This window comes from Streptomyces sp. XD-27 (genome assembly GCF_030553055.1).
Lineage (GTDB): Bacteria > Actinomycetota > Actinomycetes > Streptomycetales > Streptomycetaceae > Streptomyces.
This window is the reverse complement of the sequence record NZ_CP130713.1, coordinates 3,754,327-3,775,479: the sequence shown is the minus strand read 5'-3', so window position 1 is coordinate 3,775,479 and position 21,153 is coordinate 3,754,327. Positions and strand designations below refer to the sequence as shown.

The following is a 21,153-nucleotide window of genomic DNA, read 5'->3' as shown; positions in this document are numbered from 1 at the left end:
CCGGCGAGACGCGACCCCGGACCGTCCTCAACGCGTCGGCCCAGGCGGCCGTTGGCGCGGCATGTTCGGCCGGGTGCCGGGCGGCGGCGGAAAGCGGCCGCCCGGAGCCTCGCCGTCCACGCGGGCCCCGCCCATCGTGAGGGCCTGCGCGTACAGCGGCGCGGAACCCGACCCGAACTCCGCCATCCAGCCGACCGTCTCGGCCCGGACCAGCCCCGAGACGTCCTCGCAGAACCGGCGCAGCACGGCGAGACAGCGGTCCGCGGCCTCGCTCGCCGTGCCCTCGGCGGGGCCCAGCACCTCCCGTACGCTCTCCATCGCCCAGTCGAACCGCAGCGCCTCCAGCCGCCGGAGCACCGCCTGCGCCGTCGCCACGTCGCGCATCCAGCCCGACGTCAGCCCGAAGAACCGATCGCAGGCGACACACGCCACCGCCAGCAGCAGCGCCAGGCAGCCCCAGCCCGCGCCCTCGGCCACCAGCCCGTTCAGGTCCAGCAGCGGGAGGGTTCCACCCGCCACCGCGGCGACCCCGGTCCCCACCCGCAGGGCGAACGCCGTCCGCCGCTTCCAGACCCGGTCGGCGAGGTACCACTCGGCCACGCGCAGCGCATCGTTTTCCGCCCAGCGGAAAAGCTCGTCGAGGCGCTCGGCGGGTTCGGCCCAGTCGCCGAGCGGGAAGGGCCGACCGAGCAGGTCGCCCTGCTTCCTCCCGCGTCCCTGCCGAGGCGGCTCCAGGGGCCCCTCGGGCTGCATCTCCGGCTGACTCACCCGTGCGCTCCCTGCTGCGGTTGCGTTCTCCGACGAGAGGCACCATTCCTACCGCCGAACGGTTGGCCTCACCGCCGCGATCGGGATATTTCCGCCCGTAAGTGGTGGCTGATCGGATATAGGGGCGTCCCCACCCTCACTCGAAAGAGGACACCGCCACGCTTCCCGCCCCCGGTCGTGCCGTACGCGGGCGCGCCTGGCGGGTCCGCCGTACGCGGCCGTGCCGTACGCGGTGGTGTCGGACCGGCCGCCGGGCAGCCCGCACGCCATCGGCCGGCCGGTGAGGCAATAGGCTGCCTCCCGTGAAGGTCCTCGTCATCGGCGGCGGCGCCCGCGAACACGCCCTGTGCCGCTCCCTGTCCCTCGACCCCGACGTCACCGCCCTGCACTGCGCCCCCGGCAACGCCGGCATCGCCGAGCTGGCCACCCTGCACGCCGTGGACGCCGTCGACGGCGCCGCCGTCGCCGACCTCGCCGCCTCCCTGGAGGCGGACCTCGTGGTCGTCGGCCCGGAGGCCCCCCTCGTCGCCGGTGTCGCGGACGCGGTGCGCGACCGGGGCATCCCCGCCTTCGGGCCGTCCGCGGAGGCCGCGCGGCTGGAAGGCTCCAAGGCGTTCGCCAAGGACGTGATGGCGTCGGCGGGGGTGCCCACCGCCCGCTCCTACGTCTGCACCACCCCGGAGGAGATCGACGAGGCCCTCGACGCCTTCGGCGCCCCCTACGTCGTCAAGGACGACGGCCTCGCCGCCGGCAAGGGCGTCGTGGTGACGTCCGACGTCGAGCAGGCCCGCGCCCACGCCCTGGCCTGCGAACGCGTCGTCATCGAGGAGTTCCTGGACGGCCCCGAGGTGTCGCTGTTCGCCATCACCGACGGCGAGACGGTCCTGCCTCTCCAGCCCGCGCAGGACTTCAAGCGCGCGTACGACGCCGACGAGGGCCCGAACACCGGCGGCATGGGCGCGTACTCCCCGCTGCCCTGGGCCGACCCCCGGCTGGTCGACGAGGTCCTGGAAACCGTCCTCCAGCCCACCGTCGACGAACTGCGCCGCCGCGGCACGCCCTTCTCCGGCCTGCTCTACGCCGGTCTGGCGATCACCTCGCGCGGCGTGCGCGTCATCGAGTTCAACGCCCGCTTCGGCGACCCGGAGACCCAGGTCGTCCTCGCTCGCCTCAAGACCCCCCTGGCGAGCGTGCTGCTCAACGCCGCGACCGGCAACCTGGCCGCCGAGCCGCCGCTGCGCTGGAGCGACGGCGCCGCGGTGACCGTCGTCATCGCCTCCCACAACTACCCGGGCACGCCGCGCACCGGCGACCCGATCTCCGGCCTGGAGGAGGTGGCCGAGCAGGACGGGCCCAAGGCGTACGTCCTGCACGCGGGCACCAAGCGCGACGAGGCCGCCGGGCAGGTGGTCAGCGCGGGCGGCCGGGTGCTGTCCGTCACCGCCACCGGTTCCGACCTGGCGACCGCGCGGGAGCGGGCGTACCGGGCCGTCGGACGCATCACCCTCCCGGGCTCGCACCACCGCACGGACATCGCGCTGAAGGCAGCCTCCGGCTGATCCGACGGGCCTGCCGACGCACGCGTCGGCGGGCCCGATGGTTGCCTGCTCCGGCCAATCCCATTCCATCGAGTGAGCGCTTGGCCATCCTGCTGACGGGCGCCGTTGCCCCAACTAATGTGCCGCTCAGGTGCGCTGCGGCAACTGGCCCACCGGCATTGCGACAGCGTGGACCGGTGTGACAGTGGGGGAGTACGAAGCAACGCCGCCAAGCGCCCGCTGTCTCACTCGTCAGCAGGGCAGTAGGGGGTGATCAGACTCGTGGCAGGTCCGGAAGCAGGAGCACAGGCAGCGCGCGCCCGCGCGCTCGCAGTGCTGCGGATCCGCGGCACGGCGCTGGCCGTGGCGCTTCTACCCGCGGCCGCGGCCGTGGTGCTGCTGGTGGCGAGCGCCACCGGCCGGATCGGCGGCGGCGAGGGGTGGAGCGCCGTGCGCTGGGCGGTGACCGGCGTGGCCCTGGTGGTGCTGCTGGTGGCGGCCGCGGTGGCCGCCGTGGTCGTACGGGCCAGGCCCGCCCTCAGCCCGACCGTGCCGATCCCCGAGGAATCGGCCCCCGACCTCTACCGACTGGTCCGCGACCTCGCCGACCGCCTGGAGGTGCCCGCGCCGTCCGCCATAGCGCTGACCCCTGACTGCGACAGCTGGCTGGAGGACCGTACGCATCGCGCGCACGGCCGGTCCAGGGCGGGCGCGAAGGCCGGGGCGGCGGGCCGGAGCGTTCCGGCGGCCGCGGGCGCGGCAGCGGCGGCCACGCGCGGCCTCACGGCCTTCGGGCGCGGCCGGGCGCCCCAGGCCCCGGTCCTGGTGATCGGCTCACCCTTCCTGTGGTGGATGCGCGTCGCCGAGCTGCGCGCGCTGCTCGCACCGGTCGTCGCGGGTACGGGGCCGTCCGCGCACCCCGACATAGCCGCCGCCCGGCGGTTCGTGCGGGGCCTGGACGCGGCGGTGGCCGTCGCGGCACAGGGCACCGGCTCGCGCCCGGTGGCACCGGGCTTCCCCGGAGACACGCCGTACGGCGCTGCCGCCGACCTCCCGGCGGGCCCCCCGACGCGCGGCGCGGGGACGGACGGAGCGGCGGGCGGCGGCCGTGCCCGGCGCATCGTGGCGGCCGTCTTCGGGCGCTTGCTGCGCCGTCCCGCCCTCGCCTTCGTCGGCTGGGTCGCCCGGCTGCTGCTGCGCCGTTGCCGGGACCACGCGGCCGAGATGGAGCGCGGCGTCGCCGCGGCCGCCTCCCAGCGCGCACAGAACGTGGACTACGGCCTGCGGATCGTCGCCCAGGAGCAGGTGGGGCTGGCCTACGCGGGCTGGGACCGGCTGCTGACCCGGGTCGCGCTGCCCGCCTGGCGCATGGGCCGCTGGCCCTCGCAGCTGGACGCGGGCGTCGTCTCGGCCCTGACCGAGCTGTCCCGCCGCGACCGGCTGGCCGAGGGCTTCGCCTCCCGGCTCGGCGAGCGCCCCGCGTGCGACCTGCTGGAGGAGCCGGGGGCCGTCGACGAGGCGACCTCGCTGCTGGCCGCCCGGTTGTTCCACGGCGGCCCGCCCCAGCCGGGGCCGGGCTGGACCCCGGTCGAGTGGGAGCACTATCCGGAGCAGGTGGTGGACCGCAAGTGGCGGCTGGAGGCCGCGCGACTGCTGCGCGTGCTGGACGAGCCCGCCCCCGATGCCCCCGGCCGCGAGCGCGCCCCGCTCCGGAGCGAGGGCCGCGGCGACCACCAGGCCGGCCGGCGGCCCGCGGCACTCCTGCCCGAGGAGCTCCGGGGCGTGGACCTCGGGCCTGTGGACCTGGGGCCTGTGGACCTCGGATCCGTGGAGCTCCGGCACGAAGGGATCCCGCCCGGAGGAATCGCGTCCGGAGGAATCGCGTCCGGGGCCATCACCTCCGGGGCAATCACCTCCGAGGGGCTCCGGCGCGAAGCGCTCAGGCATGACGGGCGCGGGGCCGGATCGGGCGCGCCGGAGGTCCGTACGGCCACCCTCGCCCGCGTCATGGACCGGCTCTCCGCCCCGGCGCGCGGAAGCGCGGCGACACCCCACGCGGCCGTCGCCGCAGCGGCCGCCGGGGAGGAGCTGGCCGTGCGGCTGACCGGCGAGCTGGCCCGCGAGGAGACCGCGGCCCGGCGCGCGGCGAGCCAGGCGGCGGCGGACGAGCCGGACCCCGGCTGCCCGGCGGACAGCCACGGCCGGAGCGCGACGCCGGCCATGGCCGACCCGTGGCTCGACGGGTACATGCCGCTCTTCCCGCTCCAGCCGCCGCGCACCGGACGCGAGCTGCTCGCCGACCACGTCACCGCCATCGTCTGCTGCGCCGCCGTGGACACCGCGGGTGCCGAACCCGGCCTGGACTGGCTGGACGGGCCCGTGCTGCTGGTCGACGGCCGCCGCGCGGCGGACCTGGCGCCACCGGTGCTGAGCCTGGTCGAGGACGGCGACGCCCGGCCGCTGCGCGCGTGGCTGGCGGAGATCGGCGTCCGCTCGGAGAAGCCCGTGCGCCTGGCGTGAGACCGCGAGACGCCGCGGAAAGCCGCGAGACGTAGCGGGCCACCGCAAGGCGTCGCAGGTTCTCGTGGGACACCGCGCCGCGCGCGGCGTGGTGGGGGATGTCCTGCGCGCCGTGTCCGGGAAAGTTCACTCCCGCCAATTCGCGACGAACAGTGATGGACTGGGTGCGTTATGTGATGTGCTTGTAGTCGACCGCCAGTACTCGGCCCGACAGAAGAGTGAGCGGATCTGCACGGGGACGAGCGGGGAGCGGCCGAACGGAAGCGGGCGACGAGAAGCGGACGGGCGGGCCGTGGGCCGCCAGGGGAAGAACGGGAGGGGAGCGGGCATGGGGACGGAGCACATCCGGCGCTGGGAGTCGGGGGCGCTCGCGCATGCGGTGACGGACCCCTTCGGTCAGGGACCGCTGCCGTGGCTGCGCGGAAGCGAGCACTATTTCGACGACACCGGCCATGTCGTGCCGTGGTACGTGGACTACGGCGACGGCCCCGGGGCGGGCCCGGTGTCCGGGCCCCGCTCGGCCGCCGGCCCCGGCGGCGCCGCACGCGCCACGACCCGGGGCACCGGCCGCGTCACCCCCCGCCCCGGCGTCTCCGGCCCGCGCACCGCCGACGACGTCCACCGGCAGATCAAGGGCTTCACCTCCACCCCGGCGGTCGCCCCCGGCGAAGCCATCGACTTCCGCATCACCGTCGACCCGCCGCAGCAGTTCAGCGTGGATGTCTACCGCATCGGGCACTACGCCGGGGACGGCGCCGCGAAGATCACCACCAGCCCGCGGCTGTCCGGCATCGTCCAGCCGCCGCCGCTCACCGCCGACCGCACCGTCTCCTGCCACCACTGGTGGCTCTCGTGGCGGCTCCAGATCCCCTCGTACTGGCAGCTGGGCGCCTACGTCGCCGTGCTGACCACCGCCGACGGCTACCGCAGCCACATCCCGTTCACCGTCCGCGACGACCATCCGGCCGATCTGCTGCTGGTCCTCCCGGACATCACCTGGCAGGCGTACAACCTCTACCCCGAGGACGGCCACACCGGCGCCAGCCTCTACCACGCCTGGGACGAACACGGACGGCTGCTCGGCGAGCAGGACGCTGCGGTCACGGTCTCCTTCGACCGGCCGTACGCGGGCGCCGGCCTGCCCCTGCACGTGGGCCACGCCTACGACTTCATCCGCTGGGCCGAGCGGTACGGCTACGACCTCGCCTACGCCGACACCCGCGATCTGCACGCCGGTCGCATCGACCCCGCCCGCTACCGCGCCCTGGTCTTCCCCGGCCACGACGAGTACTGGTCGGTTCCCATGCGCCGCACGGTCGAACTCGCCCGCGACACCGGCACCTCGCTGGTCTTCCTGTCCGCCAACACCATGTACTGGCAGGTCGAGCTGGCACCCTCACCGGCCGGCCCGGACCGGCTGCTGACCTGCCGCAAGCGCCGCGGACCGGGCCGCTCCGCGCTGTGGCGGGAGACGGCGGAGCCCGAGCAGGAAGTGATCGGCATCCAGTACGCGGGACGGGTCCCCGAGCCGCACCCGCTGGTCGTCCGCAACGCCGACCACTGGCTGTGGGAGGGAACGGGCGCGGGGGAGGGAGACGAACTGCCCGGCCTGGTGGCGGGCGAGGCCGACCGCTACTTCCCCCGGACGAACCTGCCCGAGCACACCCGGCGGATCCTCCTCGCCCACTCGCCGTACGCCGACGGGGACGGCGCCGCACGGCACCAGGAGACCTCGCTGTACCGCGCGCCCAGCGGCGCACTCGTCTTCGCCTCCGGCACTTTCGCCTGGTCACCGGCGCTGGACCGGCCCGGCCACGTCGACGAGCGCATCCAGCGCGCCACCGCGAACCTGCTGGACCGCATGTGCAAACGCGAGTGACCAGGGCGGACCCGTGTCACCGGCGCCCCGCGCCGTGGGGGACAATCACAGCACTTGGTCGAAACCCCCAGGAGGATCCGTGTCCGGATTCGTAGAGAAGCCCGAACCGGTCGAGGTGCCGGGCCTTGAGCACCTGCACACCGGCAAGGTGCGCGACCTCTACCGGAACGAGAACGGCGACCTCGTGATGGTCGCCAGCGACCGGATGTCCGCCTACGACTGGGTGCTGCCCACCGAGATCCCCGACAAGGGGCGCGTCCTCACCCGGCTCTCCCTGTGGTGGTTCGACCAGCTCGCCGACCTCGTCCCCAACCATGTGATCTCGACCGAGGTCCCCGACGGCGCCCCCGCCGACTGGGCCGGCCGCACCATGATCTGCCGATCACTGAAGATGATCCCGGTCGAGTGCGTGGCCCGCGGCTATCTGACCGGCTCCGGCCTCGTCGAGTACCAGCGGGACCGCACCGTCTGCGGGCTCGCCCTCCCCGAGGGCCTGGTCAACGGCTCCGAACTGCCGTCCCCGATCTTCACCCCGGCCACCAAGGCCGAGGTCGGCGAGCACGACGAGAACGTCTCCTACGAGGAGGTCGCCCGCCAGGTCGGCGCCGAGACCGCCGCGCACCTGCGCCAGCTCACCCTCGCCGTCTACAGCCGGGCCCGGGACATCGCGCGCGACCGCGGCATCATCCTCGCCGACACCAAGTTCGAGTTCGGCCACGAGGGCGAGCAGCTGATCCTCGCCGACGAGGTGCTGACCCCCGACTCCTCCCGCTTCTGGCCCGAGGAACAGTGGCAGCCGGGCCGCGCCCAGCCGTCCTTCGACAAGCAGTTCGTCCGCGACTGGCTGACCTCCCCGGCCTCCGGCTGGGACCGCCACGGCACCCTGCCCCCGCCCCTGCTCCCGGCGGACGTCGTCGAGCAGACCCGCGCCAAGTACCTGGAGGCATACGAGCGCCTCACCGGCACCCGCTGGTCCTAGGAACGCGGGCCCTCGGGAACACCGAGGGCCCTGCCCCGGGAACGCCGAAGGCCCCGGTCGTGATGACCGGGGCCTTCGTAATCGAGAGCGGACGACGAGGCTCGAACTCGCGACCTCAACCTTGGCAAGGTTGCGCTCTACCAACTGAGCTACGTCCGCATGCCCCACACTTCCGTGCGGTGCGGAGTCCACTATAGCCAACCTTGCTCGCGTGCGATGCGCGCGGCCGCATGCCGATTCTCCGCGTTCAGCTTCGCCACGGCCGACGAGAGGTAATTGCGCACCGTTCCCGGCGTCAGCGCCGCCCGCTGCGCGATCTCCGCGACGGGCGCCCCACCCTCCGCCAGCTCCAGCAACTCCGCCTCCCGCACGGACAGCGGCGAGTCCCCGGCGCTTATCGCGTCCGCCGCCAACTCGGGGTCCACGTAACGGCTTCCGCCGTGCACCGCGCGGATGATCTCCGCCAGCCGCTGCGCCGACACCGTCTTCGGCACGAACCCGCGCACCCCGGCCTCCAGCGCCCGCTTCAGGTGGCCAGGGCGGCCATGACTGGTGACGATCATGATCCGGCAGTCGGGCAGCTCGGCCCGCAGCGATGTGGCAACCGCCACACCGTCCGCGCCCGGCATCTGCAGATCCAGCACCGCCACATCAGGCCGGTGCGCCCGCGCCATCGCCAGCGCCTCGGGCCCGGTCGCGGCCTCGGCGACCACCCGCAAGTCGTCCTCCAGCGCCAACAGCGCCGCCAGGGCACCCCGGATCAGATGCTCGTCGTCCGCGAGCAGCAGCCGCACCTCCCCAGGCCCTGTGCCGGCTGTGCCGGTCCGCTCCATCACCGCTCCCCGCCTTCCGTCCCGACGACCGCCTCCGACAGCCCGGCCGACGATCCACCTGACAACCGGGCCGACGAGTCGGCCGGCGATTCCCCGTTCACCAGCGGCACCTCCGCCGTGAGCCGGAAGACGCCGCCGGACAGGGTCTCGATGCCCACAGTGCCGCCCACCGCCGCCAGCCGCTCCTGCAGCCCCCTGAGCCCGCTGCCCGGCTCCCCTTCGGAGCCACCCCCACCTCCGGGGGCCCCGCCCCTCTCCCCGCTCCCCGTGGTCGGTTCGCTGCCCCCGGTGCCGCGCACACCGTCGTTCTCCATCACCAGCACCGCCGCGTCCCCCACCCGCAGCCGCACCGTGCAGTGCCGGGCCTCTGAGTGCCGCAGCACATTCGTCGTCCCCTCCCGCACGACCCACGCCAGCGCCGACTGCACCGCCCCCGGCAGCACAGCCCCGCCCGGCGCGCTGTCCGCGGCCCCGTCCCGCTCGCCGCCGTCGTCGATCCGGCAGTCCACACCGGCCGCCCGCAGTACCGAGCGGGCGCCCACGAACTCGGTGTGCAGATCGGCCTCCCGATAGCCGCGCACCACATCCCGCACCTCCCGCTGGGAGTCCTGCGCGAGGCGCTGCACCTCGGTCATCTGGTCCACGGCCGCCGCCGACCCGCGATGCGCCAGTTGGACGGCCAGCTCGCTCTTGAGAGCGATCACCGCGAGATTGCGGCCCAGAACGTCGTGCATGTCCCGGCCGAAGCGCAGCCGCTCCTCCGCCACGGCCAGCCGGGCCTGGACGCCCCGGGCAGCATCCAGCTCCCACATCACCGCCAGCACCCATGCCGAACACCGGACCGTGAAGGCGACCCAGCCGACGATGACCAGCATCACCAGGGACGCTCCCACCGCGGTCAGGATGCCGCTGCCGATCGCCGCCAGCCCGGCGCCGGCTACGACCGCGATGGCCACCTGTGCGGCCATCGCCGTCCGCACCGGCACCATCAGGACATGTGCCCCAAGGAAGGGGATGGCGACGGATGCCAGCAGTGACGCGATCACCCCCGAGCCCTCTATCCCGCCGACCGATGCCAGCGCCAGCACCCATCCGACCATCCCGGCCAGCAGCGCGGCCCCGGTCACCACCTGCCGCCGGGTGACCGTCCCGGTCTTCAGATACTGGTCCAGCCCGCCGCGCATCAGCCCCGTACCGGACACGACCTGCACGACGGCCAGCGCGGCGACCAGCAAGACCAGCGTGAGGGGCGCTCCCGACGTGCGCACCGGCAGCGTGGTGAGCAGCAGCAGTGTGCAGGCGGGAGCCAGCCAGGCGAACGAGTACAGGGTCCCTCGCGTGTACAGGTCGACCTGCGCGAGCCTGCTCCTACTGCGCCATTTCCGTCCGGCCACGCCGTCGCCCCTCTCCTGCCCCAGTGCCGCACGCTCCCCATCAGCGCTGCGTCAGCGTCCTGCCGCGGCTCTCCCTCACTGACGCGGCTCCCAGCGGAACCACCGCCGTACAGCAAACACCGCGACACCAGTCCAGACCATCGCCGTGACCAGCTGTCCCAGGGTCTGGCCCGAGGCGCCGGTCCACCCGGCCCGTATCAGCCCGACCACGGGCGTCAGCGGCAGCACCTCACACACGGAGGCGACCCGGTCCGGCAGCACCTCCAGCGGGAAGACCAGCCCGGAGCCGGCCATCGAGAGCATCAGCAGCGGCATCACGCTCAGTTGGGCGCCCTCCGCGGACCGGGTCACCCCGGCCGTAGCGGCCGCCAGCGCCGCCAGCATCACCATTCCGCAGAGCACCCCGGCGAGCGCCAGGTGCGGTGCCTCAGGAGCCGCGACGTCCAGGACCAGGGCAGCCCCCGCCGCCACCAGCAGACACTGCACCAGGGCGATGACGAGCGACGGCAGTGCCGTGCCGGCCAGGATCTCCCGGTCGGTCAGCTCCCCGCAGCGCAGCCGCTTGAGGACCAGCTCGTCCCGCCGCACGACATACGCCGGCACGAGGTTGGCATAGATGCCGAAGAGCAGCACGAATCCGAGCGTGCCCGGCAGCAGCACCGTTTCCGGGGAGAGCCCCGCCTCCTTGAGGTTCAGTCCGTCGACGGTGGATTTCATGGCCGTGGTGAACGTCAGGGGCAGCACCAGCGCGGTGAACATGGCCGCCTTGTTCCGCCGCAGCAGTGTCAGCTCGGCCCGGCCCAGTGCCCTCAGCCGGGCCGCGGTCCCGCTCGCCCGCCGCATGCCGCGCACCGTGACTACCTCCGCGCTCATCGTGAGCTCCCCTCCATCTCCAGCTCCTTCGCGATGTCCAGGAACGCCTCTTCCAGCGAGGCCGACCGAGCGTCGAGTCCGCCCAGCTCCACCCCCGCGTCCCGCGCCCACAGCAGCAGTCCGGTGGCGGTCCGTTGAAGGTCGTCTGTGAGCAGCCGCACCTGCTGCCCGGCCATCTCATGGCCCGTGACCCCCCACTCCGGAAGCGGCGGCAGGTCCGCGAGCACGGAGGAGTCCGGCAGCTGGAAGGAGATGCGCGAGGGGTACCGCGCGACGACGTCGGCAACGCGGCCGGACGCGGCTATCCGTCCCTCGTGCATGATCGCGAGCCGATCGGCCAGTTCCTCGGCCTCCTCCAGATAGTGGGTGGTCAGCAGGACGGTCGTGCCGCTGTCGCGCAACGACCGCACCAGTTCCCAGGTCTCACGCCGCCCCTCCGCGTCGAGCCCGGTCGTCGGCTCGTCCAGGAACAACACGTCGGGCCGACCCAGCAGCGCCAGCGCCAGGTCGAGCCGCCGCCGCTCGCCACCGGACAGCTGCTTGACCCGGACGTCCCGCCGCTCCGCGAGCCCGACCGCCTCCAGTGCGTCGGTCACCGGCCGGGCTCCGGTGGTGCAGCCCGCCCACATCCGTGCCGTCTCCGCCGCGGTCAGGTCCGAAGGGAAGCCGCCTTCCTGAAGCATCACCCCGATCCGCGGGCGCACCTGTGCGCGCTCCCGGTGCGGATCGAGTCCCAGCAGCCGCACTGATCCCTCGTCCGGCAGCGCGAGCCCCTCCAGCAGCTCGACGGTGGAGGTCTTGCCCGCGCCGTTCGTCCCGAGCAGGGCGAACAGTTCCCCCCGCGCCACGGAGAAGGAGACGCCCCGCACCGCCGCGAAGCCGCCGTCGTACCTGCGCCACACCTCCGTGGCCTCGATCACATTCTCGCCGTGTTCCATGATTCAAGGCTCCCCGCGACCAGGGCCGGAAGGCAGTGCGGCCTGTCATCACTTGAGATGACAGATGTCATGGGTTCGCCGCCACCGCGACGGAATAGGTGCCAAGGGACCGTGCGGCCGTGGGACCCCGCGCCGTGGGACCGCTGCCATGGGATCAGGGTCGCGAAACGACGAAGGCCCCGGTCCTGAGGACCGGGGCCTTCGCTCCAGAGAGCGGACGACGAGGCTCGAACTCGCGACCTCAACCTTGGCAAGGTTGCGCTCTACCAACTGAGCTACGTCCGCATGCCTCCGACCAGCTTTCACCGATCGGCGCGAGAACCACCATACCTGATCCACCGAGGTGGTCCGGCACGTGGCGGAGAGCGGGTGACAGGAATCGCACACTGCGCCTCCCCCTTGGAAAGGGGGCGCTCTACTACTGAGCTACACCCGCATCGTCACTTCGCCTGATCCATCAACAAGATCCGGCAAGTGATGAGAGCGGGTGACAGGGATCGCACACTGCGCCTCCCTCTTGGAAAGAGGGCGCTCTACTACTGAGCTACACCCGCGCGTTCCTCGGGGTTTTGCCTTTCGGCCTCGCCCCTCGGCGTGCTCCAGACTCTAGCGGATCACCGGGGGCGTCGCGCAACTCGGCTCCGGAGGCCGGAGCCGATGCCGAACGGGCGGTGCAATTCACCGCGTTGGGCGCGGTTCGCCCCGTTGAGTCCATTTCGCGTCGCCGGGCTCAGCTCGCCTCGTCGAACGCTTCGTAGACCTTCTTCGGAATGCGGCCGCGCGGCGGCACCTCCATGCCCCGCGACCGGGCCCACGCGCGCACCGCCGCCGGATCCGGCGCCACGGCCGTGCGGTGGTAGGCCTTGCCGGAGCGGGAGCGCTTGCGGCCGGCCGCGACGTACGGGGCGAGGGCGCCGCGCAGTTTCTTCGCGTTGGCGGAGTTGAGGTCGATCTCGTACATCCGGCCGTCGAGTCCGAAGGCGACCGTCTCCTCGGCCTCCCCGCCGTCGATGTCGTCAGAGAGCGTGACCACTACGCGCTGCGCCACGGATATCGGTCCTTTCGGCAGCATCGATGCGTTGACGTGCATGGATGCCGAGTGTGAGGGTGTATGGGGCCAATGCTTTTTCTTTTGTACAGCGGCGGGCATTGCATTGTGAAGCCCTGCGAATTTCATCCGCGTGTCCCGCCGCAATCGGGACCCTACGTTTTTCCGGCTCCTTTCCGCACGTCTTCTTGCCGCCGATGCTTAAACGTGATCGGGCCACACACTATATCTACCCGCGTAGATTTTCCCGCGGGGTACGCTTAGGCCACCGCCTTACGCACCACATCACACCGGGAGTGCCAGTGGCACGCGTCGTAGTCGACGTCATGCTCAAGCCGGAGATCCTCGACCCGCAGGGCCAGGCGGTGCAGCGCGCACTGCCCCGCCTGGGATTCGACGGGATCTCCGATGTCCGTCAGGGCAAGCGTTTCGAACTTGAGGTGGAGGGCCCGGTCGGCGAGGCCGCCCTCGCCCGCATCCGAGAGATCGCCGAGACCTTCCTCGCCAACACCGTCATCGAAGACTTCGTCGTCCGGCTGGAGGACGCCGACGTGAAGGTGGAGTCGTGACGGCACGCGTCGGAGTCGTCACATTCCCCGGCACGTTGGATGACCGCGACACCCAGCGCGCGGTCCGTCTCGCGGGCCTGGAAGCGGTGCCGCTGTGGCACCGTGACAAGGATCTCAAGCAGGTCGACGCCGTGGTGCTTCCCGGCGGCTTCTCCTATGGGGACTATCTGCGCGCCGGCGCGATCTCGCGCTTCTCTCCGGTCATGGAGTCGGTCATTGGACAGGCGAAGGCGGGTATGCCCGTTCTTGGCATCTGCAATGGCTTCCAGGTCCTGACCGAGACGCACCTGCTCCCCGGTGCGATGCTTCGGAACAACCATCTCCACTTCATCTGCCGCGAGCAGAAGTTGCGGGTGGAAAACAACGGGACGGCCTGGACGAGTTCATACGAACTCGGGCAGGAGATCAACATTCCGCTGAAGAACATCGACGGCCGGTACGTCGCCGAAGAGCGCGTCCTGGACGAGCTGGAGGCCGAGGGCCGGGTCGTCTTCCGGTACGTGGCCCGCGGTGAAGCCGCTCATGGATACGGCAACCCCAACGGCTCGCTTCGCGACATCGCCGGCATCACCAATGCGGCGGGCAACGTCGTGGGGCTGATGCCGCACCCCGAGCACGCGGTGGACCCGCTCGTCGGCACCGGCGGCACCGACGGTCTCGGATTCTTCACCTCGATCCTCAAGAAGCTGGTCACCACATGAGCCTGGACACGGTCAAGCACGCGGCCGAGACCCCGGACGTCGAGCAGCCCTGGGCCGAACTCGGTCTCAAGCAGGACGAGTACGAGCGCATCCGCGACATCCTCGGGCGTCGTCCCACCGGCGCCGAGCTCGCCATGTACTCCGTCATGTGGTCCGAGCACTGCTCGTACAAGTCGAGCAAGGTCCACCTCAAGCAGTTCGGCGAGAAGGCCCCCGAGAACGACGCCCTGCTCGTCGGCATCGGCGAGAACGCCGGTGTCGTCGACGTCGGCCAGGGCTACGCGGTCACCTTCAAGGTCGAGTCGCACAACCACCCCTCCTACATCGAGCCGTACCAGGGCGCGGCCACCGGCGTCGGCGGCATCGTCCGCGACATCCTCGCCATGGGCGCCCGCCCGGTCGCCGTGATGGACCCGCTGCGCTTCGGCGCGGCCGACCACCCCGACACCAAGCGTGTGCTGCCCGGCGTCGTCGCGGGCATCGGCGGCTACGGCAACTGCCTGGGCCTGCCCAACATCGGCGGCGAGGTCGTCTTCGACCCCTGCTACCAGGGCAACCCGCTGGTCAACGCCCTGTGCGTGGGCGTGATGAAGCACGAGGACATCCACCTCGCCAAGGCGTCCGGCGCCGGCAACAAGGTCATCCTCTACGGGGCACGCACCGGCGGCGACGGCATCGGCGGCGTCTCCGTGCTGGCCTCGGAGACCTTCGACGACACCAAGCCCACCAAGCGCCCCGCGGTCCAGGTCGGCGACCCGTTCCAGGAGAAGCTCCTCATCGAGTGCACCCTGGAGATCTTCCGGGAGCACCTCGTCGAGGGCATCCAGGACCTCGGCGGCGCCGGGCTGTCCTGCGCCACCTCCGAGCTGGCCTCCGCCGGCTCCGGCGGTATGCGGGTCGAGCTGGACACCGTTCCGCTGCGCGACGCGACGCTCTCGCCCGAGGAGATCCTCATGAGCGAGTCGCAGGAGCGCATGTGCGCGATCGTCGAGCCCGGCAACGTCGACCGCTTCCTGGAGATCTGCGAGAAGTGGGACGTCATCGCCACCGTCATCGGTGAGGTGACCGACGGCGAGCGGCTGGAGATCTTCTGGCACGGCGAGCAGATCGTGGACGTGCCGCCCGGCACCGTCGCCCACGAGGGCCCGGTCTACCACCGGCCGTACGCCCGCCCCGCGTGGCAGGACGCCCTGCAGGCGGACGACGCGAACGCGCTCCCGCGCCCGCAGACCGCCGACGAGCTGCGCGCGCAGGTCCTGAAGCTGGTCGCCTCCCCGAACCAGGCGTCCAAGGCATGGGTCACCGACCAGTACGACCGGTTCGTCCAGGGCAACACGATCCTCGCCCAGCCGGAGGACTCCGGCATGGTCCGTGTCGACGAGGGCACCAACCTCGGCGTCGCGGTCGCGACGGACGGCAACGGCCGCTACGCCAAGCTGGACCCGTACGCGGGGGCGCAGTTGGCGCTGGCCGAGTCGTACCGCAACGTCGCCGCGTCGGGCGCCAAGCCGCTGGCGATCTCCAACTGCCTGAACTTCGGCTCGCCCGAGGACCCCGCCGTCATGTGGCAGTTCGCCGAGGCCACCCGCGGCCTGGCCGACGGCTGCCAGACGCTCGGCACCCCGGTCACCGGCGGCAATGTCTCGCTGTACAACCAGACCGGCGAGACCGCGATCCACCCGACCCCGGTCGTCGCCGTGCTCGGTGTGATCGACGACGTCACCCGCCGCACCCCGATCGCGTTCCGGGAGGAGGGCCAGCTGCTCTACCTGCTCGGCGACACGCGTGAGGAGTTCGGTGGCTCGGCCTGGTCCCAGGTCGTCCACGACCACCTCGGCGGTCTGCCGCCGCGCGTGGACCTGGAGCGGGAGCGGCTGCTGGCCGAGATCCTGATCTCCGCGTCCCGCGACGGCATGATCGACGCGGCGCACGACCTGTCCGACGGCGGTCTGGTCCAGGCCGTTGTGGAGTCCTGCCTGCGGGGCGGGAAGGGCGCGCGCCTGATCGTGCCGGACGGTCTGGACGCCTTCACCTTCCTCTTCTCGGAGTCGGCGGGCCGCGCGATCGTCGCGGTGCCGCGCAGCGAAGAGCTCCGGTTCAACGACATGTGCGGCGCCCGTGGCCTTCCGGCCACGCGCGTCGGCGTGATCGACGGCGAAGAGGTCGAGGTCCAGGGCGAGTTCAGCATTCCGCTGGCCGAGCTCAAGGAAGCCCATGAGGCCACGATCCCGGGCCTGCTGGTCTGACGCACCGCGGCCGGGGCGGTAGCCGCGCCGCTTCGCATACCCCGGGCCGGACGTACGCCGTACGTCCGGCCCGGGGCCGCGTGTGCGGTCAGTTGCTCCAGAACGCGTCCTCGACGTCGATGTCCTCCCAGCACTCGTCGATGTCGCTGATCTTGCCGCCGACGATGGTGAAGAACAGGGCTTCGCGCATCTCCATGCCGCGGTCCTTGCGGTCCGCGTAGAACTTGTGGACGGAGATGACGTGCCCGCGCCCGTCAGCGGTCACGGTTTCGAGGTCGACGCGGATCGTGCCGCCAGTCTCCTCGTGCATCCGCCGGTACAGCGCGATGCAGGCGTCGCGGCCTTTGTGGTGGCCGGACACCGGGCCTTTGCCGGGCACGTGGTGGACGCAGTCCGACGTCATCATCATGGCCAGGGTGTCCATGTCGCCCCTGGTGAAGGCGTCGTAGCCGCGCCGTACCAGAGCACTGTCCGGGTGCTCGCCCATGGCAACGCACCCCCTTCTCGCGGGAATTTCGCGGATTCAGCCTCTTTTCCATCATCTGTCGGGCCCCCGTGGCTGTCCACGGCGTGCTGTCAGACCCGCTGAGTAAGATCAACCGCATGCCCGGCGCCCCCCGCAAGCCTCGTGCCCGCCGCTACGACCACGCCCGGACGCGCGCGGCCGTCGCGGCGCAGTTCCAGCACGTACGGGACGCCGTGGCCGGGCTCGACGCCGCGCGGCTCGCCGCCCCGACCCGGCTGGGGGACTGGACGGTGACGGACCTCGTCGCGCACCTGTCCATGGCGGTGGAGAGCGTGAACCGGACTCTGGAGCAGCCCGCCCCGCCCGCCGCCGAGGTGACCGCCGCCGACTGGGTCTTCGCCACGGCCGCGCACGCCGGGCGGATCGAGGAGGACACCCGGGCCGTCGCCGCGAGCGCTTCGGCGGCCGCTGATGCCACGGTCGCCGACCTGCTGGCGCGCGCCGCCGCGCGGTACGAGGAGCTGGTGCCGCCCGCGCCCGCCGACCGGCTGCTGTCCGCCCGCGTCGGCGCCATGCGGCTGGACGAGCTGCTCGTCACCCGCTGTGTGGAGCTGGTCGTCCACACCGATGATCTCGCGGCCGCCACCGGGCTGGAGATCCCGTACGACCGCCAGGCCCTGGCCACTGCCGTCCGGCTGCTCGCGGACGCGCTCGCGGCGAAGGCGCCCGGGGGGTCGGTGGAGGTCCGGATCCCGCCGTTCGCCGTCGTCCAGTGCGTCGCGGGGCCGCGGCACACCCGCGGCACCCCGCCGAACGTGGTCGAGACCGACCCGCTGACCTGGATCCGTCTCGCCACAGGGCGTACGACGTGGGGCGAGGCGGTCGAGGACGCCGCGGTGACGGCGAGCGGCGAGCGCGCCGACCTCGCCGCGCACCTGCCGCTGCTCGGCTAGCGGGCCGGTCGCCGGGCCGGGCCCGGAGGCCGCGGGAGGCCGGCGGGAATGTGATCCTCGCCGCAGCCGGGGCCGCCTCTCGGCGACAGTTCGCTGGCGGGGCGCGTCCGAGGGGTGTGATGTGCGTCGGCGAGGCCGTCCCTCGTTCGGAGGTGCGGCGGAACTGGCCTAGACTCGATGGCGTGCCACGTGGTGACGGACGACTCAGCCACGACCTGCTCCCCGGTGAGAAGGGCCCCCAGGACGCTTGCGGCGTCTTCGGTGTCTGGGCCCCGGGTGAAGAGGTCGCCAAACTCACCTATTTCGGGCTGTACGCGCTGCAGCACCGTGGACAGGAGTCCGCGGGCATCGCAGTGAGCAACGGCTCACAGATCCTCGTCTTCAAGGACATGGGCCTGGTCTCCCAGGTCTTCGACGAGACCTCTCTCGGATCCCTTCAGGGCCACATCGCGGTCGGCCATGCCCGCTACTCCACCACCGGTGCCTCGGTGTGGGAGAACGCGCAGCCCACGTTCCGGGCCACGGCCAACGGCTCGATCGCGCTCGGCCACAACGGCAACCTGGTCAACACCGCCGAGCTGGCGGAGCTGGTCGCGGAGCTGCCCCGGGAGAACGGCCGGGCCACCCAGGTGGCGGCGACCAACGACACCGACCTGGTGACCGCGCTGCTGGCCGGCCAGGTCGACGACGACGGCAAGCCGCTGACGATCGAGGCATCCGCAGCCCAGATCCTGCCGAGGGTCAAGGGCGCTTTCAGCCTCGTTTTCATGGACGAGCACACGCTGTACGCCGCCCGCGACCCGCAGGGCATCCGCCCGCTGGTCCTCGGCCGCCTGGAGCGCGGCTGGGTGGTGGCCTCCGAGACCGCCGCCCTGGACATCGTCGGCGCGAGCTTCATCCGCGAGGTGGAGCCGGGCGAGCTCATCGCCATCGACGAGAACGGCATGCGGACGTCCCGGTTCGCCGAGGCCAGGCCGAAGGGCTGCGTCTTCGAGTACGTGTACCTGGCCCGCCCCGACACCGACATCGCCGGGCGGAACGTTTACCTCTCCCGCGTCGAGATGGGCCGCAGGCTGGCCGCCGAGGCGCCCGCCGACGCCGACCTGGTGATAGCCACCCCGAGTCCGGCACCCCGGCCGCGGTGGGCTACGCCGAGGCCAGCGGCATCCCGTACGGCTCGGGACTGGTGAAGAACGCCTACGTGGGCCGGACCTTCATCCAGCCGTCGCAGACCATCCGGCAGCTGGGCATCCGGCTCAAGCTGAACCCGCTCAAGGAAGTCATCCGCGGCAAGCGGCTGGTCGTCGTGGACGACTCGATCGTGCGCGGCAACACCCAGCGCGCGCTGGTGCGGATGCTCCGTGAGGCGGGCGCGGCCGAGGTCCACATCCGGATCTCCTCCCCGCCCATCAAGTGGCCGTGCTTCTTCGGTATCGACTTCGCCACCCGCGCCGAGCTGATCGCCAACGGTCTGTCGGTCGAGGAGATCGGCAAGTCGCTGGGCGCGGACTCCCTCGCGTACATCTCCATCGACGGCATGATCGAGGCGACCACGATCGCCAAGCCGAACCTGTGCCGGGCGTGCTTCGACGGCGAGTACCCGATGGAGCTGCCGGACCCGGAGCTGCTGGGCAAGCACCTCCTGGAGACCGAGCTCGCCGGCGGCGCCGACGCCGCGGACGCGCTGCGCCGTCCGTAACGCTTCGTCATCACACGACACTCAACGTCATCACACGACACGAAAGTTCCCAGCCATGTCGCTTGAGTCTTCTGAGCGTGTCCCCCACGAGGGCGCCGGTGCCAGCTACGCGAGCGCGGGCGTCGACATCGAGGCGGGCGACCGCGCCGTCGAGCTGATGAAGGACTGGGTGAAGAAGGCCACCCGTCCGGAGGTCGTCGGCGGCCTGGGCGGCTTCGCCGGTCTCTTCGACGCCTCCGCGCTCAAGCGGTACGAGCGGCCGCTGCTGGCGTCCGCCACCGACGGCGTCGGCACCAAGGTGGACATCGCGCGGAAGATGGGCGTCTTCGACACCATCGGCCACGACCTGGTCGGCATGGTCGTGGACGACCTGGTCGTCTGCGGCGCCGAGCCGCTGTTCATGACGGACTACATCTGCGTCGGCAAGGTCTACCCGGAGCGGGTCGCCGCGATCGTGAAGGGCATCGCCGAGGGCTGTGTGCTGGCGGGCTGCGCGCTGGTCGGCGGCGAGACCGCCGAGCACCCCGGCCTGCTGGGCGAGGACGAGTTCGACGTGGCGGGCGCGGGCACCGGTGTGGTCGAGGCCGACCGGGTGCTGGGCGCCGATCGTATCCGTACGGGTGACGCGGTGATCGCGATGGCGTCGTCCGGACTTCACTCGAACGGGTACTCACTCGTCCGGCACGTGCTCTTCGACCGGGCCGGGTGGGCGCTGGACCGCGAGGTTCCGGAACTCGGCCGGACGCTGGGCGAGGAACTGCTGGAGCCCACCCGGATCTACTCGCTGGACTGCCTGGCCCTCACCCGCACCGCCGAGGTGCACGGCTTCTCGCACATCACCGGCGGCGGTCTCGCCAACAACCTGGCCCGGGTCATCCCCGATCACCTGCACGCCACGGTCGACCGGTCCACCTGGACGCCGGGCGCGATCTTCGACCTGGTCGGCCAGGCCGGCTCGGTGGAGCGGCTGGAGCTGGAGAAGACGCTCAACATGGGCGTGGGCATGATCGCGGTCGTCCCGCAGGAGTCCGTGGATGTGGCGCTGACCACGCTCGCGGACCGGGGCGTCGACTCCTGGGTCTGCGGCGAGGTCCTGGAGCGCGACGGTGACCACACCGAAGCGGTGGCGCTGACCGGTGACTACGCGAGCTGACGCCGCGAGCCGTGACATGGACGGCGACGTGAGCGCAGCACAGAAGCCGGTCCGAGGCGGTTGCCCCGGACCGGCGGAGGTGCGGCGAGCGGCTGAATGCCGGCTGCGCGTGCGCGCTCAGGCGCGACGGCGGTGCGCGGACGACCCGGACGACTGGTCGTCGTCCTCGTCCTCGTCGTCGTTGTTGTACAGATCCGCGTACTGTGCGTACGGGTCCTCGTCGTGCTCATCGTCCTCGAACGGCTCGCCATTCGGCGGCTGGCTCGATTGCGATGCGCCCAGCTCCTCGGCCAGGCGTGAGAGGTCCGTCCCACCGCTGTTGTACTTCAGCTGGCGGGCGACCTTCGTCTGCTTGGCCTTGGCCCGGCCGCGCCCCATGGCTCGACCCCCTCAACGACGGGGCTCGACGGCCCCAGAGTCTTGACACGCGTTCACGTTCATGAATCGGAGCGGACTCTCGAAAGAGAACCCGGTCCGTAGGGCTTCAACGGTACCTGCTTCTGTGGCCATACGGTACGTCGCCCGCATGACGTGCCACGTCGCACAACCCGCGAGGCGCCCCGTCCTCGCTGGTCAGCTGCGATTTTAACGTGTCC

The 21,153-nt window shown here is 71.9% G+C and carries 17 protein-coding genes, 4 tRNA genes and 1 pseudogene; 10 read left to right on the top strand and 12 right to left on the bottom strand.

What is annotated here, in order from left to right; all coding sequences use genetic code 11:
* Positions 1-27: 27 nt before the first annotated feature.
* Positions 28-768 carry an SLATT domain-containing protein gene (locus tag Q3Y56_RS16120; protein WP_304462615.1) on the bottom strand — a complete coding sequence of 247 codons (741 nt, stop codon included), beginning with the start codon at positions 766-768 and terminating at the stop codon, positions 28-30.
* 302 nt (positions 769-1,070) lie between these two features.
* On the opposite strand from Q3Y56_RS16120, the gene purD reads away from it, so the two are divergent.
* The 4 genes from purD (at position 1,071) to Q3Y56_RS16100 (ending at position 7,684) form a co-directional block, all read left to right on the top strand.
* Positions 1,071-2,327 (top strand): phosphoribosylamine--glycine ligase, encoded by a 1,257-nt coding sequence (gene purD, locus Q3Y56_RS16115; RefSeq protein ID WP_304462614.1) that lies wholly within the window; start codon positions 1,071-1,073, stop codon positions 2,325-2,327.
* 261 nt (positions 2,328-2,588) lie between these two features.
* A complete protein-coding gene (locus Q3Y56_RS16110; RefSeq protein WP_304462613.1) occupies positions 2,589-4,826 on the top strand; it encodes a hypothetical protein in 2,238 nt (745 codons plus the stop codon).
* A gap of 328 nt (positions 4,827-5,154) precedes the next feature.
* Positions 5,155-6,705 carry a N,N-dimethylformamidase beta subunit family domain-containing protein gene (locus Q3Y56_RS16105; protein WP_304462612.1) on the top strand — a complete coding sequence of 517 codons (1,551 nt, stop codon included), beginning with the start codon at positions 5,155-5,157 and terminating at the stop codon, positions 6,703-6,705.
* 79 nt (positions 6,706-6,784) lie between these two features.
* A complete protein-coding gene (locus Q3Y56_RS16100) occupies positions 6,785-7,684 on the top strand; it encodes a phosphoribosylaminoimidazolesuccinocarboxamide synthase (RefSeq protein WP_304462611.1) in 900 nt (299 codons plus the stop codon).
* Positions 7,685-7,770: 86 nt separating this feature from the next.
* Here Q3Y56_RS16100 and Q3Y56_RS16095 read toward each other — a convergent pair.
* The 9 genes from Q3Y56_RS16095 to Q3Y56_RS16055 all read right to left on the bottom strand — a co-directional run bounded on the left by Q3Y56_RS16095 (position 7,771) and on the right by Q3Y56_RS16055 (position 12,770).
* Positions 7,771-7,843 (bottom strand) — tRNA-Gly (locus tag Q3Y56_RS16095).
* Between the two features lie 32 nt (positions 7,844-7,875).
* Positions 7,876-8,517, bottom strand: coding sequence for a DNA-binding response regulator (locus tag Q3Y56_RS16090; protein ID WP_304462610.1), 642 nt, complete (start codon positions 8,515-8,517; stop codon positions 7,876-7,878).
* On the bottom strand, positions 8,517-9,911 hold the full coding sequence (locus Q3Y56_RS16085; RefSeq protein WP_304462609.1) for a sensor histidine kinase: 1,395 nt from the start codon (positions 9,909-9,911) through the stop codon (positions 8,517-8,519). Before Q3Y56_RS16085 ends, Q3Y56_RS16090 begins: the two co-directional genes overlap by 1 nt.
* 75 nt (positions 9,912-9,986) lie before the next feature.
* A complete protein-coding gene (locus tag Q3Y56_RS16080; protein WP_304462608.1) occupies positions 9,987-10,784 on the bottom strand; it encodes an ABC transporter permease in 798 nt (265 codons plus the stop codon).
* A complete protein-coding gene (locus Q3Y56_RS16075) occupies positions 10,781-11,722 on the bottom strand; it encodes an ABC transporter ATP-binding protein (protein ID WP_304462607.1) in 942 nt (313 codons plus the stop codon). Before Q3Y56_RS16075 ends, Q3Y56_RS16080 begins: the two co-directional genes overlap by 4 nt.
* Before the next feature lie 212 nt (positions 11,723-11,934).
* Positions 11,935-12,007, bottom strand: a tRNA-Gly gene (locus Q3Y56_RS16070).
* A 79-nt stretch (positions 12,008-12,086) separates the two neighbouring features.
* A tRNA-Gly gene (locus tag Q3Y56_RS16065) sits at positions 12,087-12,158 on the bottom strand.
* Between the two features lie 46 nt (positions 12,159-12,204).
* Positions 12,205-12,276 (bottom strand) — tRNA-Gly (locus tag Q3Y56_RS16060).
* Between the two features lie 176 nt (positions 12,277-12,452).
* Positions 12,453-12,770 carry an Lsr2 family protein gene (locus Q3Y56_RS16055; protein WP_304462606.1) on the bottom strand — a complete coding sequence of 106 codons (318 nt, stop codon included), beginning with the start codon at positions 12,768-12,770 and terminating at the stop codon, positions 12,453-12,455.
* 302 nt (positions 12,771-13,072) lie between these two features.
* On the opposite strand from Q3Y56_RS16055, the gene purS reads away from it, so the two are divergent.
* From purS to purL, 3 genes are read left to right on the top strand one after another with little or no spacing between them, the layout of a single operon-like run.
* The gene (gene purS, locus Q3Y56_RS16050) at positions 13,073-13,339 is read left to right on the top strand and encodes a phosphoribosylformylglycinamidine synthase subunit PurS (protein ID WP_304462605.1); all 267 of its coding nucleotides are present in this window, start codon (positions 13,073-13,075) and stop codon (positions 13,337-13,339) included.
* On the top strand, positions 13,336-14,040 hold the full coding sequence (gene purQ, locus Q3Y56_RS16045) for a phosphoribosylformylglycinamidine synthase subunit PurQ (protein WP_304462604.1): 705 nt from the start codon (positions 13,336-13,338) through the stop codon (positions 14,038-14,040). The genes purS and purQ overlap by 4 nt, the downstream gene beginning before the upstream one ends.
* Entirely contained in the window at positions 14,037-16,286 is a 2,250-nt protein-coding gene (purL, locus tag Q3Y56_RS16040) for a phosphoribosylformylglycinamidine synthase subunit PurL (protein WP_304462603.1), read from the top strand. The genes purQ and purL overlap by 4 nt, the downstream gene beginning before the upstream one ends.
* 88 nt (positions 16,287-16,374) lie before the next feature.
* Here purL and Q3Y56_RS16035 read toward each other — a convergent pair whose 3' ends face one another.
* A complete protein-coding gene (locus tag Q3Y56_RS16035) occupies positions 16,375-16,773 on the bottom strand; it encodes a nuclear transport factor 2 family protein (RefSeq protein ID WP_304462602.1) in 399 nt (132 codons plus the stop codon).
* 116 nt (positions 16,774-16,889) lie between these two features.
* Here Q3Y56_RS16035 and Q3Y56_RS16030 point away from each other — a divergent pair, with 116 nt between their 5' ends.
* The 3 genes and pseudogenes from Q3Y56_RS16030 (at position 16,890) to purM (ending at position 20,557) form a co-directional block, all read left to right on the top strand.
* Entirely contained in the window at positions 16,890-17,705 is an 816-nt protein-coding gene (locus Q3Y56_RS16030) for a sterol carrier family protein (RefSeq protein WP_304462601.1), read from the top strand.
* Between the two features lie 182 nt (positions 17,706-17,887).
* Positions 17,888-19,404: pseudogene (purF, locus tag Q3Y56_RS16025) on the top strand (amidophosphoribosyltransferase).
* Between the two features lie 55 nt (positions 19,405-19,459).
* A complete protein-coding gene (gene purM, locus Q3Y56_RS16020) occupies positions 19,460-20,557 on the top strand; it encodes a phosphoribosylformylglycinamidine cyclo-ligase (protein ID WP_304462600.1) in 1,098 nt (365 codons plus the stop codon).
* Positions 20,558-20,674: 117 nt separating this feature from the next.
* On the opposite strand, the gene Q3Y56_RS16015 is transcribed toward purM, so the two are convergent.
* Positions 20,675-20,935, bottom strand: a complete 261-nt coding sequence (locus Q3Y56_RS16015) for a DUF3073 domain-containing protein (RefSeq protein WP_304462599.1) — start codon at positions 20,933-20,935, stop codon at positions 20,675-20,677.
* Positions 20,936-21,153 lie beyond the last annotated feature (218 nt).